This window comes from Ferdinandcohnia salidurans (assembly GCF_042680725.1).
Taxonomy (GTDB): domain Bacteria; phylum Bacillota; class Bacilli; order Bacillales; family Bacillaceae_L; genus Ferdinandcohnia; species Ferdinandcohnia salidurans.
Map to the genome: position 1 here is coordinate 284,056 of NZ_JBHUEK010000034.1, position 21,144 is coordinate 305,199.

At 37.9% G+C, this 21,144-nt stretch carries 20 protein-coding genes, 1 pseudogene and 1 riboswitch; of the genes and pseudogenes, 7 read left to right on the top strand and 14 right to left on the bottom strand.

Annotated elements, in window-relative coordinates:
* Nucleotides 1-15: 15 nt before the first annotated feature.
* Nucleotides 16-217, bottom strand: a riboswitch (cobalamin riboswitch).
* A gap of 102 nt (nt 218-319) precedes the next feature.
* From ACFSFW_RS23665 to ACFSFW_RS23675, 3 genes are all read right to left on the bottom strand, one after another.
* On the bottom strand, nt 320-931 hold the full coding sequence (locus tag ACFSFW_RS23665) for a branched-chain amino acid aminotransferase (protein WP_388042087.1): 612 nt from the start codon (nt 929-931) through the stop codon (nt 320-322).
* Between the two features lie 69 nt (nt 932-1,000).
* The gene (locus tag ACFSFW_RS23670; RefSeq protein ID WP_388042089.1) at nt 1,001-2,290 is read right to left on the bottom strand and encodes a DEAD/DEAH box helicase; all 1,290 of its coding nucleotides are present in this window, start codon (nt 2,288-2,290) and stop codon (nt 1,001-1,003) included.
* A gap of 348 nt (nt 2,291-2,638) precedes the next feature.
* On the bottom strand, nt 2,639-3,244 hold the full coding sequence (locus tag ACFSFW_RS23675) for a YdcF family protein (RefSeq protein ID WP_388042091.1): 606 nt from the start codon (nt 3,242-3,244) through the stop codon (nt 2,639-2,641).
* A gap of 268 nt (nt 3,245-3,512) precedes the next feature.
* Here ACFSFW_RS23675 and ACFSFW_RS23680 point away from each other — a divergent pair, with 268 nt between their 5' ends.
* Both ACFSFW_RS23680 and ACFSFW_RS23685 read left to right on the top strand, forming a co-directional pair.
* Nucleotides 3,513-4,043 carry a hypothetical protein gene (locus tag ACFSFW_RS23680; protein ID WP_304217356.1) on the top strand — a complete coding sequence of 177 codons (531 nt, stop codon included), beginning with the start codon at nt 3,513-3,515 and terminating at the stop codon, nt 4,041-4,043.
* Nucleotides 4,044-4,057: 14 nt separating this feature from the next.
* On the top strand, nt 4,058-5,257 hold the full coding sequence (locus ACFSFW_RS23685; RefSeq protein ID WP_304217353.1) for a hypothetical protein: 1,200 nt from the start codon (nt 4,058-4,060) through the stop codon (nt 5,255-5,257).
* 208 nt (nt 5,258-5,465) lie between these two features.
* On the opposite strand, the gene ACFSFW_RS23690 is transcribed toward ACFSFW_RS23685, so the two are convergent.
* Nucleotides 5,466-6,359: a LysR substrate-binding domain-containing protein gene (locus ACFSFW_RS23690; RefSeq protein WP_304217350.1), complete on the bottom strand. Its 894-nt coding sequence runs from the start codon at nt 6,357-6,359 to the stop codon at nt 5,466-5,468.
* 114 nt (nt 6,360-6,473) lie between these two features.
* On the opposite strand from ACFSFW_RS23690, the gene ACFSFW_RS23695 reads away from it, so the two are divergent.
* Nucleotides 6,474-7,505 (top strand): YeiH family protein, encoded by a 1,032-nt coding sequence (locus ACFSFW_RS23695; RefSeq protein ID WP_388042092.1) that lies wholly within the window; start codon nt 6,474-6,476, stop codon nt 7,503-7,505.
* 295 nt (nt 7,506-7,800) lie between these two features.
* Here ACFSFW_RS23695 and ACFSFW_RS23700 read toward each other — a convergent pair whose 3' ends face one another.
* From ACFSFW_RS23700 to ACFSFW_RS23730, 7 genes are all read right to left on the bottom strand, one after another.
* Nucleotides 7,801-8,220: a hypothetical protein gene (locus ACFSFW_RS23700; RefSeq protein ID WP_388042093.1), complete on the bottom strand. Its 420-nt coding sequence runs from the start codon at nt 8,218-8,220 to the stop codon at nt 7,801-7,803.
* A gap of 40 nt (nt 8,221-8,260) precedes the next feature.
* Entirely contained in the window at nt 8,261-9,496 is a 1,236-nt protein-coding gene (locus ACFSFW_RS23705) for a DnaB-like helicase C-terminal domain-containing protein (RefSeq protein WP_388042094.1), read from the bottom strand.
* Nucleotides 9,496-10,464, bottom strand: coding sequence for a DnaD domain-containing protein (locus ACFSFW_RS23710; RefSeq protein ID WP_388042096.1), 969 nt, complete (start codon nt 10,462-10,464; stop codon nt 9,496-9,498). Before ACFSFW_RS23710 ends, ACFSFW_RS23705 begins: the two co-directional genes overlap by 1 nt.
* 295 nt (nt 10,465-10,759) lie before the next feature.
* Nucleotides 10,760-12,142, bottom strand: a complete 1,383-nt coding sequence (locus ACFSFW_RS23715) for an alanine/glycine:cation symporter family protein (protein WP_388042097.1) — start codon at nt 12,140-12,142, stop codon at nt 10,760-10,762.
* Nucleotides 12,143-12,175: 33 nt separating this feature from the next.
* On the bottom strand, nt 12,176-12,952 hold the full coding sequence (locus ACFSFW_RS23720) for a gamma-glutamyl-gamma-aminobutyrate hydrolase family protein (protein WP_388042098.1): 777 nt from the start codon (nt 12,950-12,952) through the stop codon (nt 12,176-12,178).
* 249 nt (nt 12,953-13,201) lie between these two features.
* Nucleotides 13,202-14,932, bottom strand: coding sequence for a sigma 54-interacting transcriptional regulator (locus ACFSFW_RS23725; protein WP_388042100.1), 1,731 nt, complete (start codon nt 14,930-14,932; stop codon nt 13,202-13,204).
* 253 nt (nt 14,933-15,185) lie between these two features.
* Entirely contained in the window at nt 15,186-16,487 is a 1,302-nt protein-coding gene (locus ACFSFW_RS23730; RefSeq protein WP_388042101.1) for a uracil/xanthine transporter, read from the bottom strand.
* Between the two features lie 433 nt (nt 16,488-16,920).
* On the opposite strand from ACFSFW_RS23730, the pseudogene ACFSFW_RS23735 reads away from it, so the two are divergent.
* Nucleotides 16,921-17,034: pseudogene (locus tag ACFSFW_RS23735) on the top strand (DUF6434 domain-containing protein); the annotation flags it as partial.
* An 82-nt stretch (nt 17,035-17,116) separates the two neighbouring features.
* Here ACFSFW_RS23735 and ACFSFW_RS23740 read toward each other — a convergent pair.
* From ACFSFW_RS23740 to ACFSFW_RS23750, 3 genes are read right to left on the bottom strand one after another with little or no spacing between them, the layout of a single operon-like run.
* The gene (locus tag ACFSFW_RS23740; RefSeq protein WP_388042102.1) at nt 17,117-17,977 is read right to left on the bottom strand and encodes a hypothetical protein; all 861 of its coding nucleotides are present in this window, start codon (nt 17,975-17,977) and stop codon (nt 17,117-17,119) included.
* 46 nt (nt 17,978-18,023) lie between these two features.
* The gene (locus ACFSFW_RS23745; protein WP_388042104.1) at nt 18,024-18,371 is read right to left on the bottom strand and encodes a DUF2178 domain-containing protein; all 348 of its coding nucleotides are present in this window, start codon (nt 18,369-18,371) and stop codon (nt 18,024-18,026) included.
* A complete protein-coding gene (locus ACFSFW_RS23750) occupies nt 18,364-18,600 on the bottom strand; it encodes a helix-turn-helix transcriptional regulator (RefSeq protein WP_099353227.1) in 237 nt (78 codons plus the stop codon). The genes ACFSFW_RS23745 and ACFSFW_RS23750 overlap by 8 nt, the downstream gene beginning before the upstream one ends.
* Nucleotides 18,601-19,354: 754 nt before the next feature.
* Between ACFSFW_RS23750 and ACFSFW_RS23755 the strand changes: the two genes are divergently transcribed.
* Genes ACFSFW_RS23755 through ACFSFW_RS23765 form a run of 3 tightly spaced genes read left to right on the top strand, consistent with a single transcriptional unit; the run spans nt 19,355 to nt 21,140 of the window.
* On the top strand, nt 19,355-19,600 hold the full coding sequence (locus ACFSFW_RS23755; protein WP_304217335.1) for a spore gernimation protein GerQ: 246 nt from the start codon (nt 19,355-19,357) through the stop codon (nt 19,598-19,600).
* 16 nt (nt 19,601-19,616) lie between these two features.
* A complete protein-coding gene (locus ACFSFW_RS23760) occupies nt 19,617-19,985 on the top strand; it encodes a spore coat protein (RefSeq protein ID WP_304217332.1) in 369 nt (122 codons plus the stop codon).
* An 18-nt stretch (nt 19,986-20,003) separates the two neighbouring features.
* Nucleotides 20,004-21,140 (top strand): zinc-dependent alcohol dehydrogenase, encoded by a 1,137-nt coding sequence (locus tag ACFSFW_RS23765; RefSeq protein WP_304217331.1) that lies wholly within the window; start codon nt 20,004-20,006, stop codon nt 21,138-21,140.
* Nucleotides 21,141-21,144 lie beyond the last annotated feature (4 nt).

Here is a 21,144-nt window from a genome sequence, read left to right on the forward strand (position 1 = left end):
CCTTTCCTCGAGGAAGCTTAAAAAACAAAATAGGCAGGTCTCCTGACTTGCGAATCAACGGTCGGTTACTCCTTCCCATGTAAAAAACACAGTGGATCTTATAACCTTCCTCCTCGCTTACAGTGGCGGGACCGTGTTGGACTTACACCAACTTCCCTCTTAGTCTTACATTCTCTTATTAGAAGAATGGTAAGAAACCTATTTGCGAAATATTCATTTTTTTGTATTCTGCAAAATTATAATACACCCCTAATGTTTTGTAAATAGGAGCAAAGCTAAGGAACCAAAAGTTCATTTGGTCCCATCACTAATTTAACACTTAAATTACGTCGCTGTTTCCTTCTTCCGTTCTCTCTACTAGTGTAAATAAAAATCGATAAATTAGCCGATATGCTTCTTCTAATGACATCTCCTCTTTAAACCCATTCACGTAATTCAAAGCGAAATTCAAGTCCCATAAGCCATCACCTTGGTTAAACATCAACACAAATTTTGCTTCATCTCCACGTAATTCTTTTCTTAAGTTTTCTTTAAGAGGTGACTCGAACTTCTTCTGTAGCTTCAATCCTACCATGACATCGTATGTTCCAAATACATCATTCACTTCAAACGCAATTGCATCCACGCCGATTAGTTCCAACCACTTTGATTCAAAGTATAGAAATTCATTCTTGTGTTTTTCTAGGTAGTCAATCGGGTGTTCTAAGAAACCAAATGATTCTTTAGAGAGTGTTTCTTCTGTTTCTTTATCACATCTTTCTATGTAAGCTTCACGGAAACGTGTAGTAGGATCCTTTTCGATTAATGTAACGTCATGTGAAATTAATTCATATCTTTCTATGTACTCTTTTTCCTCTTGAAATACTGCAACTTGTTTCTCTTCACTCATTAACTCTGATGAAATGTATTTTTTCATTTGTTTTTGTAACATAGGTGTTCCTCCTGAATTTGATGCCTTACCAGTCTTAGGGGTAAGGCACCCATTTTGTACATTCACTTTTTAGCGAGTACGCCTTCTACCTCTCGTTGAATTGCTTTTGGATTGCCTATCATTAGACTTTCTATTTGAAGAAAATGGTGCAGCCTTCTTTCTGTCTCTTCTACTACCTTCAGAGCGTTTATTTTCGTTTTTTTGCTCACTTGCTCTCTCATAATCCTCACGATCAGGGATACTTATGCCCTTAATCACTTGTAGCTCGAATTTTTGATGAATCCCTTTTTCAATCATTCGTAGGAACTCCATATCCTTTGGAGCCACTAAAGTATAGGCAACCCCGTCGCCACCTGCACGGCCAGTCCGTCCAATCCGGTGAACATAGCTTTCCACATCTTGTGGGATGTCATAGTTAAAGACATGTGTTACCCCTTCAACATCCAGTCCCCTTGCAGCAACGTCTGTGGCAACTAAAAACTGTGTTTTCGCTTCACGAAATCGTTTCATCGCTTTTTCGCGTTTGGACTGTGTTAAATCACCATGCAACTCGTCTGAATCATATCCGTTAGCAATCAATGCCTCGTGCAGCTTTTTCGCACGAACTTTTGTACGACAGAATATGATCGCTAAAAATGGACGATGTTCTTCGATTAAATGCAACAACGTTGCTTGTTTTCTCCGGTCAGTGGTTTCAATCACAACTTGTTTAATCTCTTCCACCGTTACTTTTTTTGCTTTCACTTCGATTAACTCTGGCTCGTTCATATATTTTTTGGCAAGAGATTTAATTTCGTTAGGCATTGTTGCAGAAAACAGCATGGTTTGTCTAGAAGGAAATGTTTCTTTAATGATGTCATCTACCTCTGGAAGAAAACCCATATGTAACATTTGGTCGGCTTCATCTAACACAAGCATCCTAATCGATGACAGATCAATCGTTCCACGGCGAATATGATCTAATAACCGACCAGGCGTTGCCACGACAATATGCTGTGCACCTTTCAGCTTTTTTAATTGATGCTCAACATCCTGACCACCGTACACAGCTAACACATTGATACCCTCTACGTTTTCCATCATTTTCTTAATTTCTTTTGAAATTTGCTGAGCTAATTCTCTTGTTGGAGTTAAAATAAGTGCTTGCACATCCGACTCGTGCACATCAATCTTTTCAAGAATCGGTAGAACAAAAGCCAACGTCTTTCCTGTTCCCGTTTGTGCTTTTGCAATCACATCCTTCCCCTCAAGTACGGATGGAATTGTCCGTTCTTGTATCGGAGTTGGTTCCACGATACCTAATGACTTCAATGTATGGTTAATCTCTTTTCGAATACCAAGTTGTAAAAAATCTAGCAAGGCTCATCACGTCTCTCTTCTTATCATAATGCCAGTTTGATTGTTCAATGGCTTATTTACTATAGCATATATATTGGTTAGTATTTACAGAGTGATTTGGAATATTTATTATTGTCACAGTGACGCCCCGAATTTTGTCGATGGGTCAGAGGGATAGGTTCCTTGACCCACCATAAATGGTACGAAACTTTTCAAATATCGCCTGTTCAAACTTAATACTTTCTTTTCCGAACTTATCCTTAATATTTTTCATTGTACTTTTCAAGTTTGTTGTATTTCTTCATAATAAAGGGAACTTCCTATTATTAAAGTTCCCTTTGTTCTTAGTACACCTTATATGTGAGCGATTTACAAATCTACTTTCATGTCACGCAATGCACCTTGTTTAACGTATTTTATTAGTTTTGCAGCCTCATCTCGTACACGTTTTCTTCCTAAATCGGTTAAAAACCAGTTATCCTTTCTGGTGAAAGCATCATCAGCAGGACATAACGTGTAGGAGATCCAACTAGGCATATATGTTTGTAATGTCAGATGTAATCGTTTCATATGGTAAGATGTCGTTACTACCAATATTCGTTTGATCCTATATAGGTGAAATTCTCTGTTTAATACGAATAGAGAGGCTAATACATTTTCTAGTGTGTGCAATGACTGATCCTCAATTAGTATATCTTTTTCGGAAGCCCCTAACGCTATGGCTTCTCTTTTCATCGAAACAGCTTCTGAGTGATCACTTTCCTTCCACTTCACACCACCTGAAAACAATAGTTTACTGGCTCTACCTTGCTTATATAATTCTACTGCTTTTGGTACGCGATATTTAACGGCTTTACTGCTACCTGCCACCAATATACAATCTCCGTTCGCGAAATCATCTTCAATATCCGAAAATATAAGCTTGGTCACTTGTGCGTCTGAGAGTTTTTCAACCTCTAACTCAGACAGATACATTTACATGTTTCCCCCCTTTACATAGTTATCCTATCATAAATATACCACATTTTGGAAGTTTAACAGTATGTACAAATGCATCAAAAAGCAGTTTATTATTGTCACAGTGACGCCCCGAATTTTGTCGATTATCAGGATTTAAGAATCTAGTTAGGGGTAGGTATTAAAATTACGCACACATCCATGTAGACAATATGACAAAATCATACTTGACACATAGAATATGGTGTATTGTCATGATATTTTTGATTGAGGAGGTGTAAAGAAGATGTGGGTTTATAACCATTCGAGACATAGACGAAATATGAATATGTCCCAGTTGCCGCCATTTGGGCCAATGGGACCGAGTTCAGGACAGAATATGGGTTGGATATCCAATATGTTAGGTCAAGCATTGCAGCAGTTAAATCAGCCACCACCTTATCCCCAGACGATGCCCCCTTATGTACCACCTTACATGCCACCTTACACACCGACAACTAATCCATCGTTTCCACAACAGCAACCGATGCCGACGACTACCCAAGGACCACTAGGCTTACCTGCCAGCCCTCCAGCAATTAATCCAACTAAGCCAATTAATCCACCTGGAACCAGCGTTGTGATTGATGCGAATACCGTCAAGCCATGTATGAATACGTGCACATACGTATGGTTAAAGAATGGCACGACGTACTGGGTATGGATGAGTCAGACGACTCAAGATTCGATCTACGGGTATTATTGGAATGGTTCACAATGGGCTCAGTTTAGCCTTCCACTCCAACAAATTGACTATTTTCAATGCTTTAGTTGTTAAAAGGAGGAATTGACTTGTATTACTACCATCCTAATGAAGTTCGAAATCCATATCCAGTTTTTCTACATTATCTCTATTCACCCTATTACAGACAGATGAATCCGGATGTAGTTTGTGATCCGGTTACGGGTATTTGTGGTGCGCAAGGGTCATCAGCTTCCTCTCCAACGACTACGAAGCAGCCTTCGATTCCAATCGGTGCCCCAAGCCCAAAACCAGTTACACCAATATATACTCCACCCCAACAATCGCAACCTATCTTCCAACCACCAACACAGCCGATGCCAATTTTCCAATCGCCAACCCAATCACAACCAATCTTTCAGCCACCAACTCAACAACAACCGATTTATAAGCCACCAGTCCAGCAACAGCCAATCTATAAACCACCAACACAATCTATACCAAGTACCCCTCAACCACCTTCAAGTTCAAAGGAAGTAGAGGAGTTCGTTCATAATGGGGTTCGTTATCGCTGCCAGTGGGTATATTGCTGTTCTCCTATTGAGCAAGGTAGTATTCCGGAGAAATTGGAACCGGGGATCAATCAAAAAGCACAAGATTATATGATTTGGGAAGAGGACGAATTTCCGGAGTTTAAAATCGGAGCATGTACGAGCATAAATAACTGTATCCAAAAGAGAAATTCTACCTTACGGGTTATTTTTCGGATTATTTACCCAGCTAGTGTACAGGAGGTTATTGAGAAGGAATTGCGTGAGTGCTTTGAAATCGGATCTGCAGCTGCTTCAGCTGCTGTCGCTACTCAAATTGCCATTGTCAGAGCTGCTCCCGAATCGGCTCCTGCCATCTTGCCAAACATGCTAAATTTGGCATATGAAGCTGGCAAAGAAGCATTTATTGAATGCCTCAAACAAAAACAAAATGCGAAATATTATTTGAAGTACATCAAATACAGTGTGTTTCACGAACAATTTAGCAATGAGGGTTGGCATACACTTAACAGCAAAGACGTGGTTCGAATGCTTGAACAGCTATATCTTTATCAAACTGGCCTCATCTTACTCCCAGGTGTCGATTCCTTTGCAGATCTTGGAAAAAAACTAGGAGTAGATGAAAAAGGCATCGAGAACTTTTTTAAGGACCCAGTAGGAACAATAAACAAACAATGGGATAAATTAGGCGATGCCCTACCAGATGCAAAAATCGGAGGAACTACCGGAGAAATACTCAAAAAAATCGGGTTTCCGTAGAAATCTAAGAATCCACAGGAGGAAGCTTGGAGCCAATTCTCGAAAGCTTCCTTTGGATCTATTTCTGAAATCTTTTCAAGAAAATAGTACCTGATCCCTAGTACATACTCTATCTTTCAAAATACCCCGCTAACGCAGGAAAGACCAAATTCTCCTTGCATTTTTAATATTTTTATATGTATACATATGATTATAAATAAGAGTCAAATTAATATAAATTCTTTCCCTTTGCCTTTAGTAATCTAACAAACTCATCCAAAACCTTCGTACGAAACGGCGAACCCAAAACAATGAAAAATTCTCTAGGAAACTGTAATCCATTCACATCAATGATCTTCAAGTCACCATTTTTAAGCTCACTTGCTACTGCAAGCTCTGACAACAAACTAATTCCTAACCCAGCCTTCACAGCCTCCTTAACTGACTGTGTACTACTAAACGTCATAGTATTCTTCGGATCAATTCTCAATTGTTCAAAAACCTTTTCCCCAGCTTCTCTTGTTCCGGAACCCTCTTCCCTAAGAATCCACGGTTGCACCTCAAGCTCTTTCAACTCAACTTCTCCGTTTTCTCCAACCAATGCGTTGTCTGGTAAAGCAATAATCACCATACGATCCGCAGCAAATTCCTCAATTTCAAGGTTCTTTTCCCCTTTGACATGACCTTCAATAATTCCAATATCAAGTTGATGTGCTTTCACCAACTCAACAATTCTTTCTGTGTTATCAATCTTAACTGTTGGCTGAACATCCGGATACACCGTTTTCATATCTGCTAACACATGTGGAAGGACATACTCACCAAATGTATAACTCGCGCCAATTGACAACGGTCCTCTCACCTTATTTGTTAGTTCATCCAATAGTTTCTCCATTCGTGTATATAATCCCACAATCTCCTTCGCATGGTGGTAAACAATCTCGCCCGCTTTATTTAATTGCACATATTTATTATTTCGTTCAAGAAGTCGAACCCCAAGGTTTTCCTCAAAAGTACGGATATATTGACTAACTGCAGGTTGAGTCATATGAAGCTCCTCAGCTGCTCGCGAAAAATTCCTCTTTTCTGCAACCATAATAAATACTTGTAATTGCTGATCCATTTTTCCACTTCCTTTCCTTCCATCTATTATAACAATTCGCTTATCATAATTATAGTTAACACTTATTTTACTTATACACAGTCACCTAATATAGTAAAAGTAGGAGGTGTACATATGGCGTTAGCTGAATTAAAACAATTACCAACAAAAAAGACAAAACCGGAATTAGCATTGGTTGGTGGGGTTGCTTTTACATTTTTTATAGCACTTCTAGGGTACTTATTAGCACTTGTACCAGGATTTAGTAATGTAGGTCAAATGGCATGTGCTATCATTATTGCAATTGTCTACAGGCAGATTTTTGGATTTCCTGAAATCATTCGTTCAGGTATAACCTTTTCATCGAAACGAATACTAAGACTCGCTATAATTTTGTATGGTTTAAAATTAAACATCGAGATGGTACTTAACGACGGGATTGGCCTATTAGTACGGGATGCACTAGTAATCATGTTTGCAATTTTTGCTATTATGTGGCTAGCAAAAGTTCTAAAAGCGGATCAAACAATATCCTTATTACTCGGTGTTGGAACCGGCGTATGCGGGGCTGCTGCCATCGCAGCTGTTGCACCAATTATAAAATCAAAAGATGAGGATACTGCAATAAGCGTTGGGATAATCGCCTTGGTAGGAACTATTTTCGCCATTATTTACACGATCTTACGACCAATTCTACCGATTGATGCGGTACAATATGGGATCTGGTCTGGAACAAGTCTTCATGAGGTCGCCCATGTAGCACTCGCAGCTGCACCTGGTGGAGAAGATGCACTTGCTGTTGGACTACTAGCAAAATTAGGCCGTGTTTTCCTTCTCATCCCACTTTGCTTCATATTAATTTTCTTCATGAAAAGAAAGAATAACAACAATGAAACCGGCAAGGCAAAAATCGAATTCCCTTGGTTCCTGGTAGGATTTATCGTCATGAGTATTCTAGGAAGCTACGTATTTGGCTACTCCATTCCATTGTCCGATGATATAATGAATTTCGTTTTCACCCTTACCACATGGCTGTTAACCGCAGCAATGGTAGGGCTAGGTCTAAACGTAAGCTTAAAAGATGTCCGTGAACGAGCAATTAGACCTCTCATAGCGATTTCGATTACATCAATAGTGCTTTCGGTAGTTGTATATTTTACGGTATAACATCAAAATACAACAAAAAAACAATATATTTTTAGATAAAGACAATATTAATATTTTTATGAAGAAAACTATAACAAAGAGAAAGCTTAGGGACATAACATTTAATTGGCAGTCTGAATTTTGTAAGGAAGAAACGAACAACCAGCAGATCTAACTGCTAGTTGTTCGTTATGCTTAAGTCTAGGTAAGTTTATGTCACAGTGACTCCCCGAATTTTGTCGCGAACTTATATTTTTCAAGTCTAATCGGGGACAGGATCACATGTCTCACGAAAACGATCACCTATTTCTAGTCCTCACCTTTCATAAAAACCCGCTATCGCCGGAAAGACCAAATGTTCCTTCCTCATTTCCCAAAACGTCGTCACTCTATGTTCTCGTAGCAACTGTGTATTTAGTGAATACTGGTGACAATTTAGTGGTGTTTGATTAAACGTTTTGGCGAAGAACTCAATCGCCTCTTGTTCAAACTCTGCAAATATAAATACAAACTCTTGCTGATTCTTCTTCAATGCGTACACACCGATCTTATGAAAGCCTAATACATTTTGTTCAATCATATCCCTTACCTTTGCGTGGTCTGCAGCATTAAGGTCCAATTTAGATTCGTCATCCTCCAATGAAATCTTGCCCTCTTGGAGTAAATGATGAATGTAATGGGCTAGACTAACTTCTTCGTAGCAAATCGTATCTATGTATAAATCTCTTACTTTCATAATCGTTCTCCCCCTTTTGGGAACTGTCCCCTTGTCCCACTTATTGTTCTATCATCCCGGTATATTCGTTGTATGTAACTTGTATGGTTCCTACTGGACCGTTTCTGTTTTTGGAGACGATGATTTCAAGTAATTGGTTGTCTGTTTCCTTGTCATAATACTTTTCGCGATAGAGGAAAAGAATCACATCTGCATCCTGTTCTATGCTGCCTGATTCTCGAATGTCAGACATCATCGGTCGTTTTTCAGCTCTTGTTTCAACCGAACGATTTAACTGGGCCAAACAAATCACAGGGCAATTAAAATCCTTCGCCATTGTTTTTAGATTCCTGGATATTTCGGTTACTTGCAGGTGGGCATTGCCACCGTAAAGTTCACTCGAATGGATTAGTGTCAAATAATCTATGAAAATGATTGGTTTCATGTTTGGAAACTGATGCAACATTTTTCTAGTCTTCGCTCTCATTTCTGAAACGGTTTGACCGGCACCATCGAAAATTTGGATATTGGTTTCATTCAGGTAGCCGATGATATCTGCCCAGCGATCCTTTTGACTCTGACTTAACAATTTCCCGGGATCCCTCATTTTCAAACGATTATATCCTCCAGTTGAAGCTATTAGTCTCGTGGTGATCAGTTTTTCAGGCATTTCAAGTGAGAAGACAATTGGCAAATACCCTGCCCAGCCCGCTTCCTTGGCAAAATGCAGCATGACGTCAGTCTTTCCCATTGATGGTCTTGCTGCTAGAATCGTAACCTCACCATCCTGGAAACCTCCCGTCATTTCATCAAGCTTTCTGATTCCGGAGGTGGCCGTTTTCATGACTTCCTGCTCCTGCCATGGAGCCTCATACATCTGGACCAATGCTTGATCAAGTGGCGTATGATCGTTTATCTTCAGCTGGTTGATTTTATCCAATTCGCTAATTACCTTCGCAATCTCCCAATTTCCCATACTAGCTAACGTCAAGATGTTCTTCTTTTCCCTCTCTTTCCATAGATCAATAATCAACGCCTCAAACTCTTCGAATTTCTCAATATCCGCATGTGAAAGCAAGCTTGATAGATAGGACATGCCACCGAAGTTTTCAAGATCGGGCATAGTTGTTAGAGAGATCAAATCTATGCTTTTACCTGCATTACTAAAGTCTACCATCCGCCGCATTAATTCTTGATGAACGCTACCCTCTAGTTGTTCAGGATAAATCACCGTATCTTTCATTAAATAATTGGCCTTAATCAAGCATCCTAAATAGGCAGTTTCTGCAAAATTCATCAGTCCTCACCTGCCGTTGGATCAAATTGATAGCTACTAGGAATTGCTCTACCCGTTTTAATGGGTTTAACAGATTTCTGTTTTTCCTCGTTATACAAATCAATTTCATTAACCGTGAGTAACGATTCGTTATCCCAGTTTTTCAGAATTCCAACTACATAGTTTAGCCTTCGCTTATTGTTCGCACAGGCAATATCCATCGCTTTTAAAATCACCTCTTTCGGATTCAAAAAACTAGAATCATCCAACCAAGCTAACAATTGTTCCTTGGCGTTCACATTATTCAACCCAAAGCCGTTTTGGTCCCAACACTCCACAATCTCCTGAATATCCTCTGTCTTAGATTCACGATCTATATTCGGGTAAAGAGCCTGTTGTTGTTTTTTATTTTCTTTTTCTTTTTGTTTTTCTTTTTGCCCACGTATCGTACCACGAGTCGTCAACGCATAGTCTGAACGTATGTTCTCGTGTTGGTTCAGAGGCTCTGTTTCCCACCCCGATTGGGTCACAGGGACAGGTTCCTCGTCCCAGTCCGAAGTATTTTCATAAAAAGATTCATAAATCGTAAAAATATCATTTCGATCGATATTTTCGGCTACATATTCAATCAACGTCGTATCTTCCACTTCTTCTAGCTCTGATACAACACAATCGATAACCGGTTTCCCGCCTTTTTGCAAATTATATTTCCCCCAGTTTTTAATGGCGATTTCTCTTGTTTTGGGATTGTAACGAATAATTTTGTGGTGGTTGATCATGCGATCCATCAGCGCATGAATCGTCTCAATGGAATACCCCATATCAAAAGCCATTTCTTTTTTCGTAATTCGATAGATTCCAATTTGGGTTGTGTGGGAATTTGTTAGAAGATATAAAAAGAAGTACTTATCCTCCGGCGTCATCTCCTCCGAAACAACCGGATTCTTCCAAAAATCAGTCTTCACAATTCTATACTTTGCCATCATCATCACATTCCTTCCTTTGGGACAGAGGGACAGGTCCCTTGACCCAGTCTAAGTTTCAGGTCAAAGGGATAGCAGACCTGGACCTTATCTAAAATTGAACTACCCCTCGACTTTGTTATAGGGAGGGATTCAAGAAAAAGGGGCATGTTAGAATGTGAAAGATTTGTGACGGGGTGATGGTGAGGAAAAATATCCCTAGAAACAACAAAAAAGCAGCCCCATAATAAAGGGCTACTTCCATTACTTATTTATAACAGTATCTATTTTTCTCAGAACTAAGAAGAACTTCTTAATCTACTTATACAACTTTATTAGATTTTTCATATTTCAAATCAAATTTAGTTGGATCAGCGAAAAACTCGTTAGTTAGCTTAAACACTAGCGGACTTAAAAATAGTAAAGCAATTAAGTTCGGAATGACTGCCACCCCGATTAATACATCAACAATCCCCCAAATCATCTGTAAACCGCCAACAGCCCCAATGAAGGTAAATGGAAGATATACGAATCGGTACACATTGCTTAATTTCTCTCCACCAATATACTTTGCCAAAGTAGCTCCATAGAATGCAAGACCAATAACCGTAGAAAATGCAAATAAAATTAGACTTATACTCACAATATATTGGAAGATTGGATGGACGGTACCAAACGCAACACTCGTCAATACTGCAGGGTTACTATCAGGGCCTAATACTCCAGTTGTTAAGATCGTTAATGCTGTAATTGTACAGATTAAGAATGTATTAATGAATACCTCTGTAATTCCCCATAATCCTTGACGGACTGGGTGATCTGTTTTTGCAGTAGCATGTGCAATCGGTGCTGTACCTTGTCCAGCTTCGTTTGAATAAAGTCCCCTTGAGATTCCATATCGAACAGCTTCCATTACCGCAAAACCAGCAATCCCTCCACCCACCGAAGTAGGTGCAAATGCACTTTTTATGATTAATCCAAATGCTCCTGGTACTTCCGTAATATTTTGAAAAATAACAATTAATCCACCAAAGATAAAAAATAATGCCATGATCGGTACCATAATTTCTGTTACTCTTCCTAGTACTTTCACTCCACCAAGTGAAACTAAAGTAACAAGAATAACCATAACAATACCAACCCATATAGATGGGATATTAAAATTCTCTTTAAATGTTTGAGAAACTGAATTTGCTTGAACCATATTTCCACCAATACATGCTAACGCTAATCCAATCGTAAAAAATACAGCTAAGAAAGAGGAGTTAAGACCTTTCTTCATATACCATGCAGGTCCGCCCATAAAAGTACCGTCTTTTCCTTTCTCACGGTATTGGATGCTAAGGACAATCTCTGCATACTTGGTACACATACCGAAAAATCCTGATACCCACATCCAGAAAATAGCACCTGGTCCACCCATGGCAATTGCAGTTGCTACTCCAACAATGTTACCGACACCAATCGTTGAAGCCAATGCTGTCGAAACGGCTTGACGAGGTGTAAGTGTTCCTTCACCTTTGATGTCCGAGTCCTTTTTGAATGCCTTTCCAAAAGTTTGTGAAAAAATAAATGGTAATTTGCGAATTTGAATGAACTTTGTACCAATTGTAAAATAAACCCCAACTCCAACTAATGTAACAATGAGCCATGGGCCCCAAATGATTCCCGCCAACCAGCCGATAATTGATTGAAATGTTTCCATTGTCTATTCCCCCTTATATAAATTAATTGGTTTTTAAACCATTTCTTTCTTATTCAAGACATTAACGTTGCACCTACTTACAAATACATCAAATAATACCTGATACTGATTATACTTATCTATCATCATTTCTGGATGCCACTGGACTGCTACCACAAAGCGGTCCCCTATCATTTCAATTCCCTCGACATGGCCATCCGGAGCTTCCATCGTTACTTCAATCTTATCTCCAATTTTATTTATACCCTGATGATTAAAGCTGTTCACCCATATCTCTGTTTCATTAAAAATAGCTGCTAGTTTTGATCCATCTTTAATCGTTACTGGGTGAGTTGGATGAAATTTAGGTGCTCCTTTTAGTGTATGGTTAAAACCTTTATCCCTTTCTAGCTTTAAATCTTGGTAGATTGTTCCACCCATAACAACATTAATTAGTTGACTACCACGACAAATACCTAGCACTGGAATATCCATATCATGGATAACTATATTTGCTAATTCCATTTCATGACGATCCCGATATGGATCAATATCACCCAAACCATATCTAGGTTGTTCCCCATAATATTTCGGCTCAATATCCGAACCACCTGAAAAAAGAATCCCATCTAATTTTGGTAAAATACCCGAAAGAGCTTCTACATCAGATGTAATCGGTAGAATAATTGGAGTCCCACCAGCCCTTTCAATTGCTTTCACATAATCATCTGCTAAAACCTGCCATTCTTGACCTGGTAGCCCTAGCCCACTTTTTACTCCTACTGTGTCATCTGCTGTAAAATTTGCACATATTCCAATTACTGGTTTCATTTAGTTACCTCCTGTGTATTGTTCAACTTAAAGTTATGCAAGTACCGTGCCAACCTTTTAAACGTATATAAATCAACATTTTCAAAATAGCTTTATTATTTATTATCAATTTGATTTATCAATTTGAGAAAAAAAACAATTACCCTTCATAAAAAACCACTAAAATAAAAACGACAACCCCTTTATCAATTTGATAAAAGAATTGTCATTTTGATAAATCTTGATATTTACCTTAAAATCCCAAAAAAATTAAATGCCCATCGATTTTAATCTTCTATACAATGTAGAAACACTAATCCCTAATTCTTTGGCTACCCTTACTTTTCCTTCATAATCGTTTCCATGATGTTCGATTAAGTTTTGAATAGTTATTTGTTCTATATCCTTTATTCTATAACTACTATTTGTATTAATAATGTCTACCCCGCTATTTTTTACTTTCACAGGTAAACTCTCAACTTGAATGGTATTTGTACTTTCCATGTGTACCGCATATTCAACTGCATTTTCCAGTTCGCGTACATTTCCTGGCCAATTGTATATTAATAAGGCCTTTTCACAATCATCTGAGAAATATTTAATGTTCTTCCCAAGTTTCCTATTATATTTTTGAAGAAAGGAGTTGGCGAGCAACATAATATCTTCTCTTCTTTTTCGTAACGGGGCAATTGGGAGATGAATCACATTTAGACGATAATATAAATCCTCCCGAAATGTCCCTTCGGTAACCATTGTTTCCAAATCCCTATTTGTAGCTGCAATGATTCGGACGTCTAGTTTTTTCATATGGACGCTACCAACACGTTCTAATTCTCCATATTCAATGACTCTAAGTAGCTTAGGCTGTAAATGAAGGGAAAGATCGCCTATCTCGTCTAGAAAAATAGTACCTCCATTCGCCAATTCGAACTTACCAGGTTTTCCACCCTTCTTTGCCCCTGTAAAAGCACCTTCTTCGTAACCAAATAATTCACTTTCTAATAAATGTTCTGGAATCGCTGCGCAGTTGACAGAAATAAATGGTTCGTTAACCCGATTACTTAAATTATGGACAGCTCTTGCAAATAATTCTTTTCCTGTACCACTTTCTCCTTGAATATAAACATTAGATATGCCTTTGGATGCATTTATAGCTAGTTTCTTAGTTTCAGTAATTGCCTTGCTTTTTCCGACAATGTTGTCGAGTTCATGATAGAACGATTCATCAATTTTCTCTACTATACTCTCTTTAATTTCATTGAAAACAAACAAAAAATTGGAATTTGTTCGTTTCTCATTTACAGGCTTAACGATAATGTGAAAAGGATATACCTCACCGCTAACCTCAACATTACATTCGGTTTCATATGCAGTAATATTGTCATTAAAGATTTTATTTATTAAGAAGGTGGGTAAATACTTATGCACCCACTCATTTTTCTCAATCCCCAAACTTTTCAAACGATCATTTGTTTTTATAATTAAACCCTTGTGGTCTGTTAGGAGAACACCATTGTTGATTGTATTTAAAATACTCTCTTGTATTCTTTCTCTTTCTTTATCTCGTAGCTTAGTAGAAATAAACTCTGATATGGTTTTTAAGTAATATTGTATCTCATCTTTCATACGTAAAAGGGTTTCTTTCGAACTTTCATCAAAACCAGCAGCAGTAATCGCTCCAATAACACTGCCCTCTATTGTTATGGGGTAAATCACACTATACTCTTGCAAGCAGATACTTCTAACTGAACAAGTCTTACAAACTGTATTTTCTAAGGGATCTACTAATACAAGAGGTTCACCTTTTCTAACCACATGGTCGTGGGCTGTCTGTGAAGGTAAATTTAATCCAACATACTTTTCGTAGTGCCCTGTTCCAATAATTCTAAGCAAATGTTCATCAACTACTGAAAAATCGAGATTAATCATCGATTTGGCATTATTAATAATCTCCTCCAAATATTCCGAGACCTCGAATAATAGACTCTTTGTTGTTTCCATTTTGCTCCCCACTTTCAGAACGACAATATAAGCGACTTTAATTTTCAAATAATTATTTATATTAATAATACTAAAGATTCACTCTTAATGGGGAAATAATTGGTGTTAGACCCCTAGTTCTAAGCAGCCACAACTAATAAGTAGTTGGCTTGTAATGTGAATATTATCCCTAATAAAAAGCGCCTGTCCCCCAACACAGTAAAGCATTACCGCGCTGGGGGTCAGGCACTCTAATCATTCCAGTAAATGTCCACTACCTATTCAATTCTACCGTCTCAAATACCTTCCAATTCACTATTTTCTCTAATGTAACTGATAGTAAAACTCCTATAATTAAGCCATTGCTAATAAACGGCTGTATATATAGTGGGATGTCAGAGAAAACAGTTGGTGAAATATTCATGATACTAATCCCAGCTAGAACAGGTGCTGCCAATCGAAAAATTGTATTCGAATTAAACGTTTTCCCGTTAAGGCTGCTAAAGGCTGTACCGAATAATTGTAAATAGGCAACAAATAAAACAGCATTTCCTACTGAAATTGGCATGGTTGCAAGGAATGATCCGAATATAGGAACCAGTCCGATTGTTGTTAATAACCCACCACCGATAAGGAACGGTTTCGAATGAAATATTCTTGTACTTTGTAGAAATCCGATTGAGGATGTAAATGGTGTGTAAGGTACTAGCCCAAATCCCGTACCAAGCGCCGTAAAAACACTTGTCACATAGATAGAATTACGAAATCTACGTTGTGGGGTTTCTTTGTTTATCAGTTTTCCGGCTGCTTCAATCGAAGCAAATGTATTGCTCAAATTGATTACCACTGCAAAGAATGTCACGACAATTATCCCAAACTCTAGATTTGGTTCTCCAATAGGAAATAAAGTGAAAGACATCGAGGATGCTTCTAACTCCCCTTGACTAACATCCATAAACAATAGATCATGCAATATCCATCCAATCATTAAACCTATTAAAATGGAGAAATTACTAATAGATTTAGAGCCTTTAAGTTTTATAATCACAACTAGGATTACAATTCCGATTGATAATAAACTTAACGGTATATCTAATACCCCATCCTTTGTTAAAGGAAACATTCCTTTAAAGAAGATAAAAATCAATTGGAAGGTTAAGAGAAAAAGATAGACTGACATGACCATTGGACTGAAGAGTGACTGAAAAAGTGACAAACCATTACATACTGTTAAAACGATTGTAAATGCACATGCGAGTAGAATCCCAGTCGTGATCCCTCCACCAATCGTAGTTAGGCTCATTCCCATCGAAGAAGCAGTGAGCCCTAGGTTTAATATAACGCCCCATAACAACCCAGAATGTCCTTCCATAATGGGCATTCGATGTCCAATCCATCCTTGAAACATACAAGCTACCCCTGTAAGGATTAAAGAGAATCTTAGCATCATTCCAATCGTATCTTGAGGCACCTCAAACACGGTTCCTATCGAAATCGGGACAACCACTGTATTAGCAAAAATAAAAATAAGCCATTGAACAGAAGAAAAAACCGTTACAACATACCCCTTACTCATCTTTCACACCACTTTCTTGAACCATGGGGACGGTTCTCCCGGTTCCCTACTATTTCCGCCACTAAAAGGAGGGCTGCAAATTTGGTGTCAGACCCCATCTAGTAAACTTTTACAGAACTGAAGAACAAGCCCACATTTCGAAATATAAAAAGAGTCTTACGTAAACCGAAAGACTCCCTGAAGAATACCATTACAATGCTCCAAAATCAATATACTCCGTTCAGACAACTAAATTTTTTCTCTTCCATCCTTATTTCCTTTAAACGTGTGACATTCAACAATATTAGTTGTTTCCCTTACATGCTAAACACTTACTTTCGTTTACGCAAAAAGAAAGGGCCTGACCCCCACCACGGTAAAGCATTAGAGGTGCAAACTTTTCAGCTTTATAGAACAGATGTTCTAAACTATGTTGAAGTGTATTAAATCACAAACTCTGGATACAGTCATTACGGGGAACCATCGCTGTAGTCAAGTTGTAAGGGGTTTTTTTCAAGAAGTTTTCCCAACATTTCATTTTTCTACATATATCCAAACCTACTTTAAACACCTTGAAAACTTTCAGATTCTGTGAATTTTGCTAGTGTGGTAACTTCCTTTAGCACATCAAATCCTGAAGGATCGAATCTTTATCGACACTTCTTTGAATCCGATATTTTGTTTTTGATTAAGTTCTCGAGTTCTTTCGTACTTTTCTTTTGCTCCGTTGAGCCATGCCTTGACGGCCGCTTTGTAATTTCCTTGTATGAAATCTGATTGTTATTACCCCATTTCTTCCAAGGAACTTTATCGTATTTATGGTGCTGGTAATACTTCAATGGATGGATACTCCCTGGCGCAAAATTATACGTGCCCATGTTTACCGGATCGTTTACCATTTGACCTGTTTCAGCATGATAGACTACTTCAAAGCGACCATCTGATGATATAAACTTCACATTATAAGCGGCGTCATATTCTCTTACTTCATACCGGTGATATTTAGCACTGAATAGCTGCCATTTTCCGCATGCTACTAGTTCAATCATTTCTTCTAATTGATCAGGCGCCTCTCCATATCGATTCAGTACATTGCGAAAATAGTGAATCTCTTCCGTGATATAAGGAAGTTGTTTGACATGGTGATCAAATGTCTCAAAAAACAGATTAAATTGCTTATGCCCGTTAAAATGCTTTTGATTTCCTACCAAATCATCCATCATTTTCGTTAGGATTGCATGTGATGCAGTTGCTTTGGATGTATCAAATTTATACCATTTTCGATGTTCAGAGCGAATTAGATCATATTGCTCTGAGAGTTCAGAAAAGTATGATTCTGATAAAAAATCTTCCTCGACTGCTACAGGTAAATTCGGATATATAAAGTCCTTCTCTAGTCGTTGGTACCCGTATATCAATACTAAAAACAGGAAAAAAAGAAGGATAAGAATTGTTCTTGGCGAACGACTTTTGATAACTGTCCTAATTTTTTGCCCCTCCTCTTCTCCCAATTCTAACTATTTTTTTCAATTTTCCCCATACCTCTTGTTTAGTTCTTTAACCAATAAAATCTTTTTTATATCGAATAGCTAAATAGACTGCAGAGGCAAGGAATGCAAGTGAATATTTAAATAAGAAGAAAATTTGCCACATATATTCTTTTGGGAAAATCACGTCACACAAAACTATTCCACTTAACATTATGAAGGCACTTTTTAATTTTATTTGATCTGTTCTTTCGTCAGCTTCGCCCATTTTTTTCTGTAATACGTATGTGAGAATCCCTCCGACAAAAACCAATAAAAAACCACTAACAATAAGAATATTCCAATTTCCTTGTGATTGTTCTGCCCAAGACTTTAATGGATTAAAAATTGCGTTAGAAATATCTGAAAAATCAATCACCATGTCCACTCCCTTTCACATAAGTAAAAATCTCATTTACATCAACATTAAAAAAGTCGGCAATTCGAAAAGCTAACAAGAGAGTCGGAACATAATTTCCTTTTTCCATTACGAAGATGGTTTGTTTGGAAACCCCGACTTTCTCTGCTAATTCTTGCTGAGACATTCTGGCAAGTACACGATATTCATACACCTTATTGGAGATCGAATCACCAAAATCTTTCTTCATGACCATCACCTCTTGAATAAAATTATAAATTGACCTTTTATAAAAGTAAAGTAAACTTATACAAAATTATAAAATATATTTATTTTTACTCAGATTACTTTGACCTACCCAGAGCTAGAATGCAGAAAGAATCTGACGAAATTCATGTTTCCGTTAGGTTCACAGGGCGATCAGGAGTAAATTATGTTTTTTAGGCAGTCGAGTGGATGAAAATATTCAGATTTTCCTTATTTTCATATCCAGCAGGGAAATCAAATTCCATTTCATATTAACAATCCGTATCTTCTCCGGCGCGCCACATACGTTAATGCTTTAACAAACTAGGGGCAGACCCTATATTCCTCTCTGTTAATACTTCGTAGATATACTTACCTTTTCATTAGGTTATACCTCTAAATCTCCATTACTTTCAAACTCCATGGTCCAAAGTGAGAATTCCTTTGTATATATGGACTTACACACTTCTATATCGTTTTGAAAATCTTTTAAAATAGAGAGTTGGTTTGTAATTGACGCTCCTTCAAATACAGAAACAATTATCTTATGAGAACTCATTATCTTTATTGCTTCTTTATAAAGCTTTTGCAAAATTTCAGGTTTCACGTCCTGGTAGAGTTCAATGAAATCATTGTTAGCATTGGAATCCAGGTAATTCTCTTAGGTTGAATAGGCTCTTTTTAAGCGCTATTAATGAATAATTTATCGTAAATTTGGAACAATACTTTTGTTTGAGTCAATAAGGAGGGAACCAAAAATGGACATAAAAAAATTAGCCGATCATGAGTCATTGGATTTACATGAAGTTATAAATTTTAAAACCCTTTGCTTAGCGAAATCAAAACTAATGCAAGGACTGGTATTTGATCATGATTTGAGAGCACTAATGCAAAAAGATGTTGAACAATCCATGCAAGCGCTTGGAGAATTACAGGCAGTTTATCAACGCGCACCTTTTGAAGCTCCAGTTCCTCAAAACCGGCCAACACCAATAATAAATTGAAAAGGAGGCAATTTCATTGAACCAGGACTATTTAGACCCTATAAACGCGTTACACGTACCAGAGCTAGCTGATACCACATTTGCGATGGACTTACTTCTTCGTGCCAAAGAAGGTGTGCGCAATATTGCTGTCGCATTAACAGAGTCTGCATCCCCTGATGTTAGAACCCTCTTACGAAAGCAGTTAATGCAAGGTATTGCCATGCACCAAGAAATTACAGAACTAATGATTAATAAAAAATGGTTCCATCCATACGAACTAAGTGAACAGTATAAACTAGATCAACTATCTGCCAACAATACATTGATGATGGGCAAAATGAATCTATTCCCGGTTGAGACCAATAGAAAAGGTATGTTTGACCGGACACCTGATGATCACTAACACTGGAGGCTGTATAGCATGAAGGCAGTAACGTATCAAGGTATTAAAAATGTTGTAGTCAAAGACGTTCCAGATCCAAAAATTGAAAAACCAGATGACATGATTATTAAAGTAACGAGTACAGCTATATGTGGATCTGATTTACATTTAATTCATGGCATGATTCCTAACCTGCAAGAAAACTATGTTATTGGTCATGAACCAATGGGAATTGTTGAAGAGGTTGGACCAAATGTTACGAAAGTAAAAAAAGGGGATCGAGTTATTATTCCTTTTAACATTGCCTGCGGGGAATGTATTTATTGTAAAAACCATTTGGAAAGCCAATGTGATAATTCTAATGATAATGGTGATATGGGTGCCTATTTTGGATATTCTGGTACAACGGGTGGTTATCCAGGCGGGCAAGCTGAATATTTAAGAGTACCATTTGCCAACTTTACTCATTTCAAAATTCCAGAGACATGTGAGGAACCAGATGAAAAGTTAACAGTTATTGCCGATGCGATGACTACTGGTTTTTGGAGTGTTGACAATGCAGGAGTAAAAGATGGAGATACAGTAATTGTTTTTGGCTGTGGTCCGGTTGGACTTTTTGCTCAAAAATTCTGTTGGCTAAAAGGAGCAAAGCGTGTCATTGCCGTAGATTATGTAGACTATCGTTTGCAACACGCCAAACGTACCAACAAAGTTGAAATTGTAAATTTTGAACACTTTGAAAATGTGGGAATGCATTTGAAGGAAATGACGAAGGGCGGCGCTGATGTTGTCATTGATGCAGTTGGTATGGACGGTAAAATGACTGATTTAGAGTTCCTTGCGAGCGGAATGAAACTTCAAGGTGGAGCATTAGGTGCGTTTATCATGGCTACACAAGCAGTGCGTAAAGGCGGGACAATTCAAGTTACTGGCGTTTACGGCGGTAGATATAATGGTTTCCCTCTTGGAGATATTATGCAGCGAAATATCAATATCCGCTCTGGGCAAGCACCTGTGATTCACTATATGCCATATATGTTTGAATTAGTTTCGACCGGAAAAATTAACCCAGGAGATGTCGTAAGTCATGTACTTCCACTTAGTGAAGCAAAGCGTGGCTATGAGATTTTTGACACCAAAATGGATGATTGTATAAAAGTCGTGTTGAAACCTTGAGGAA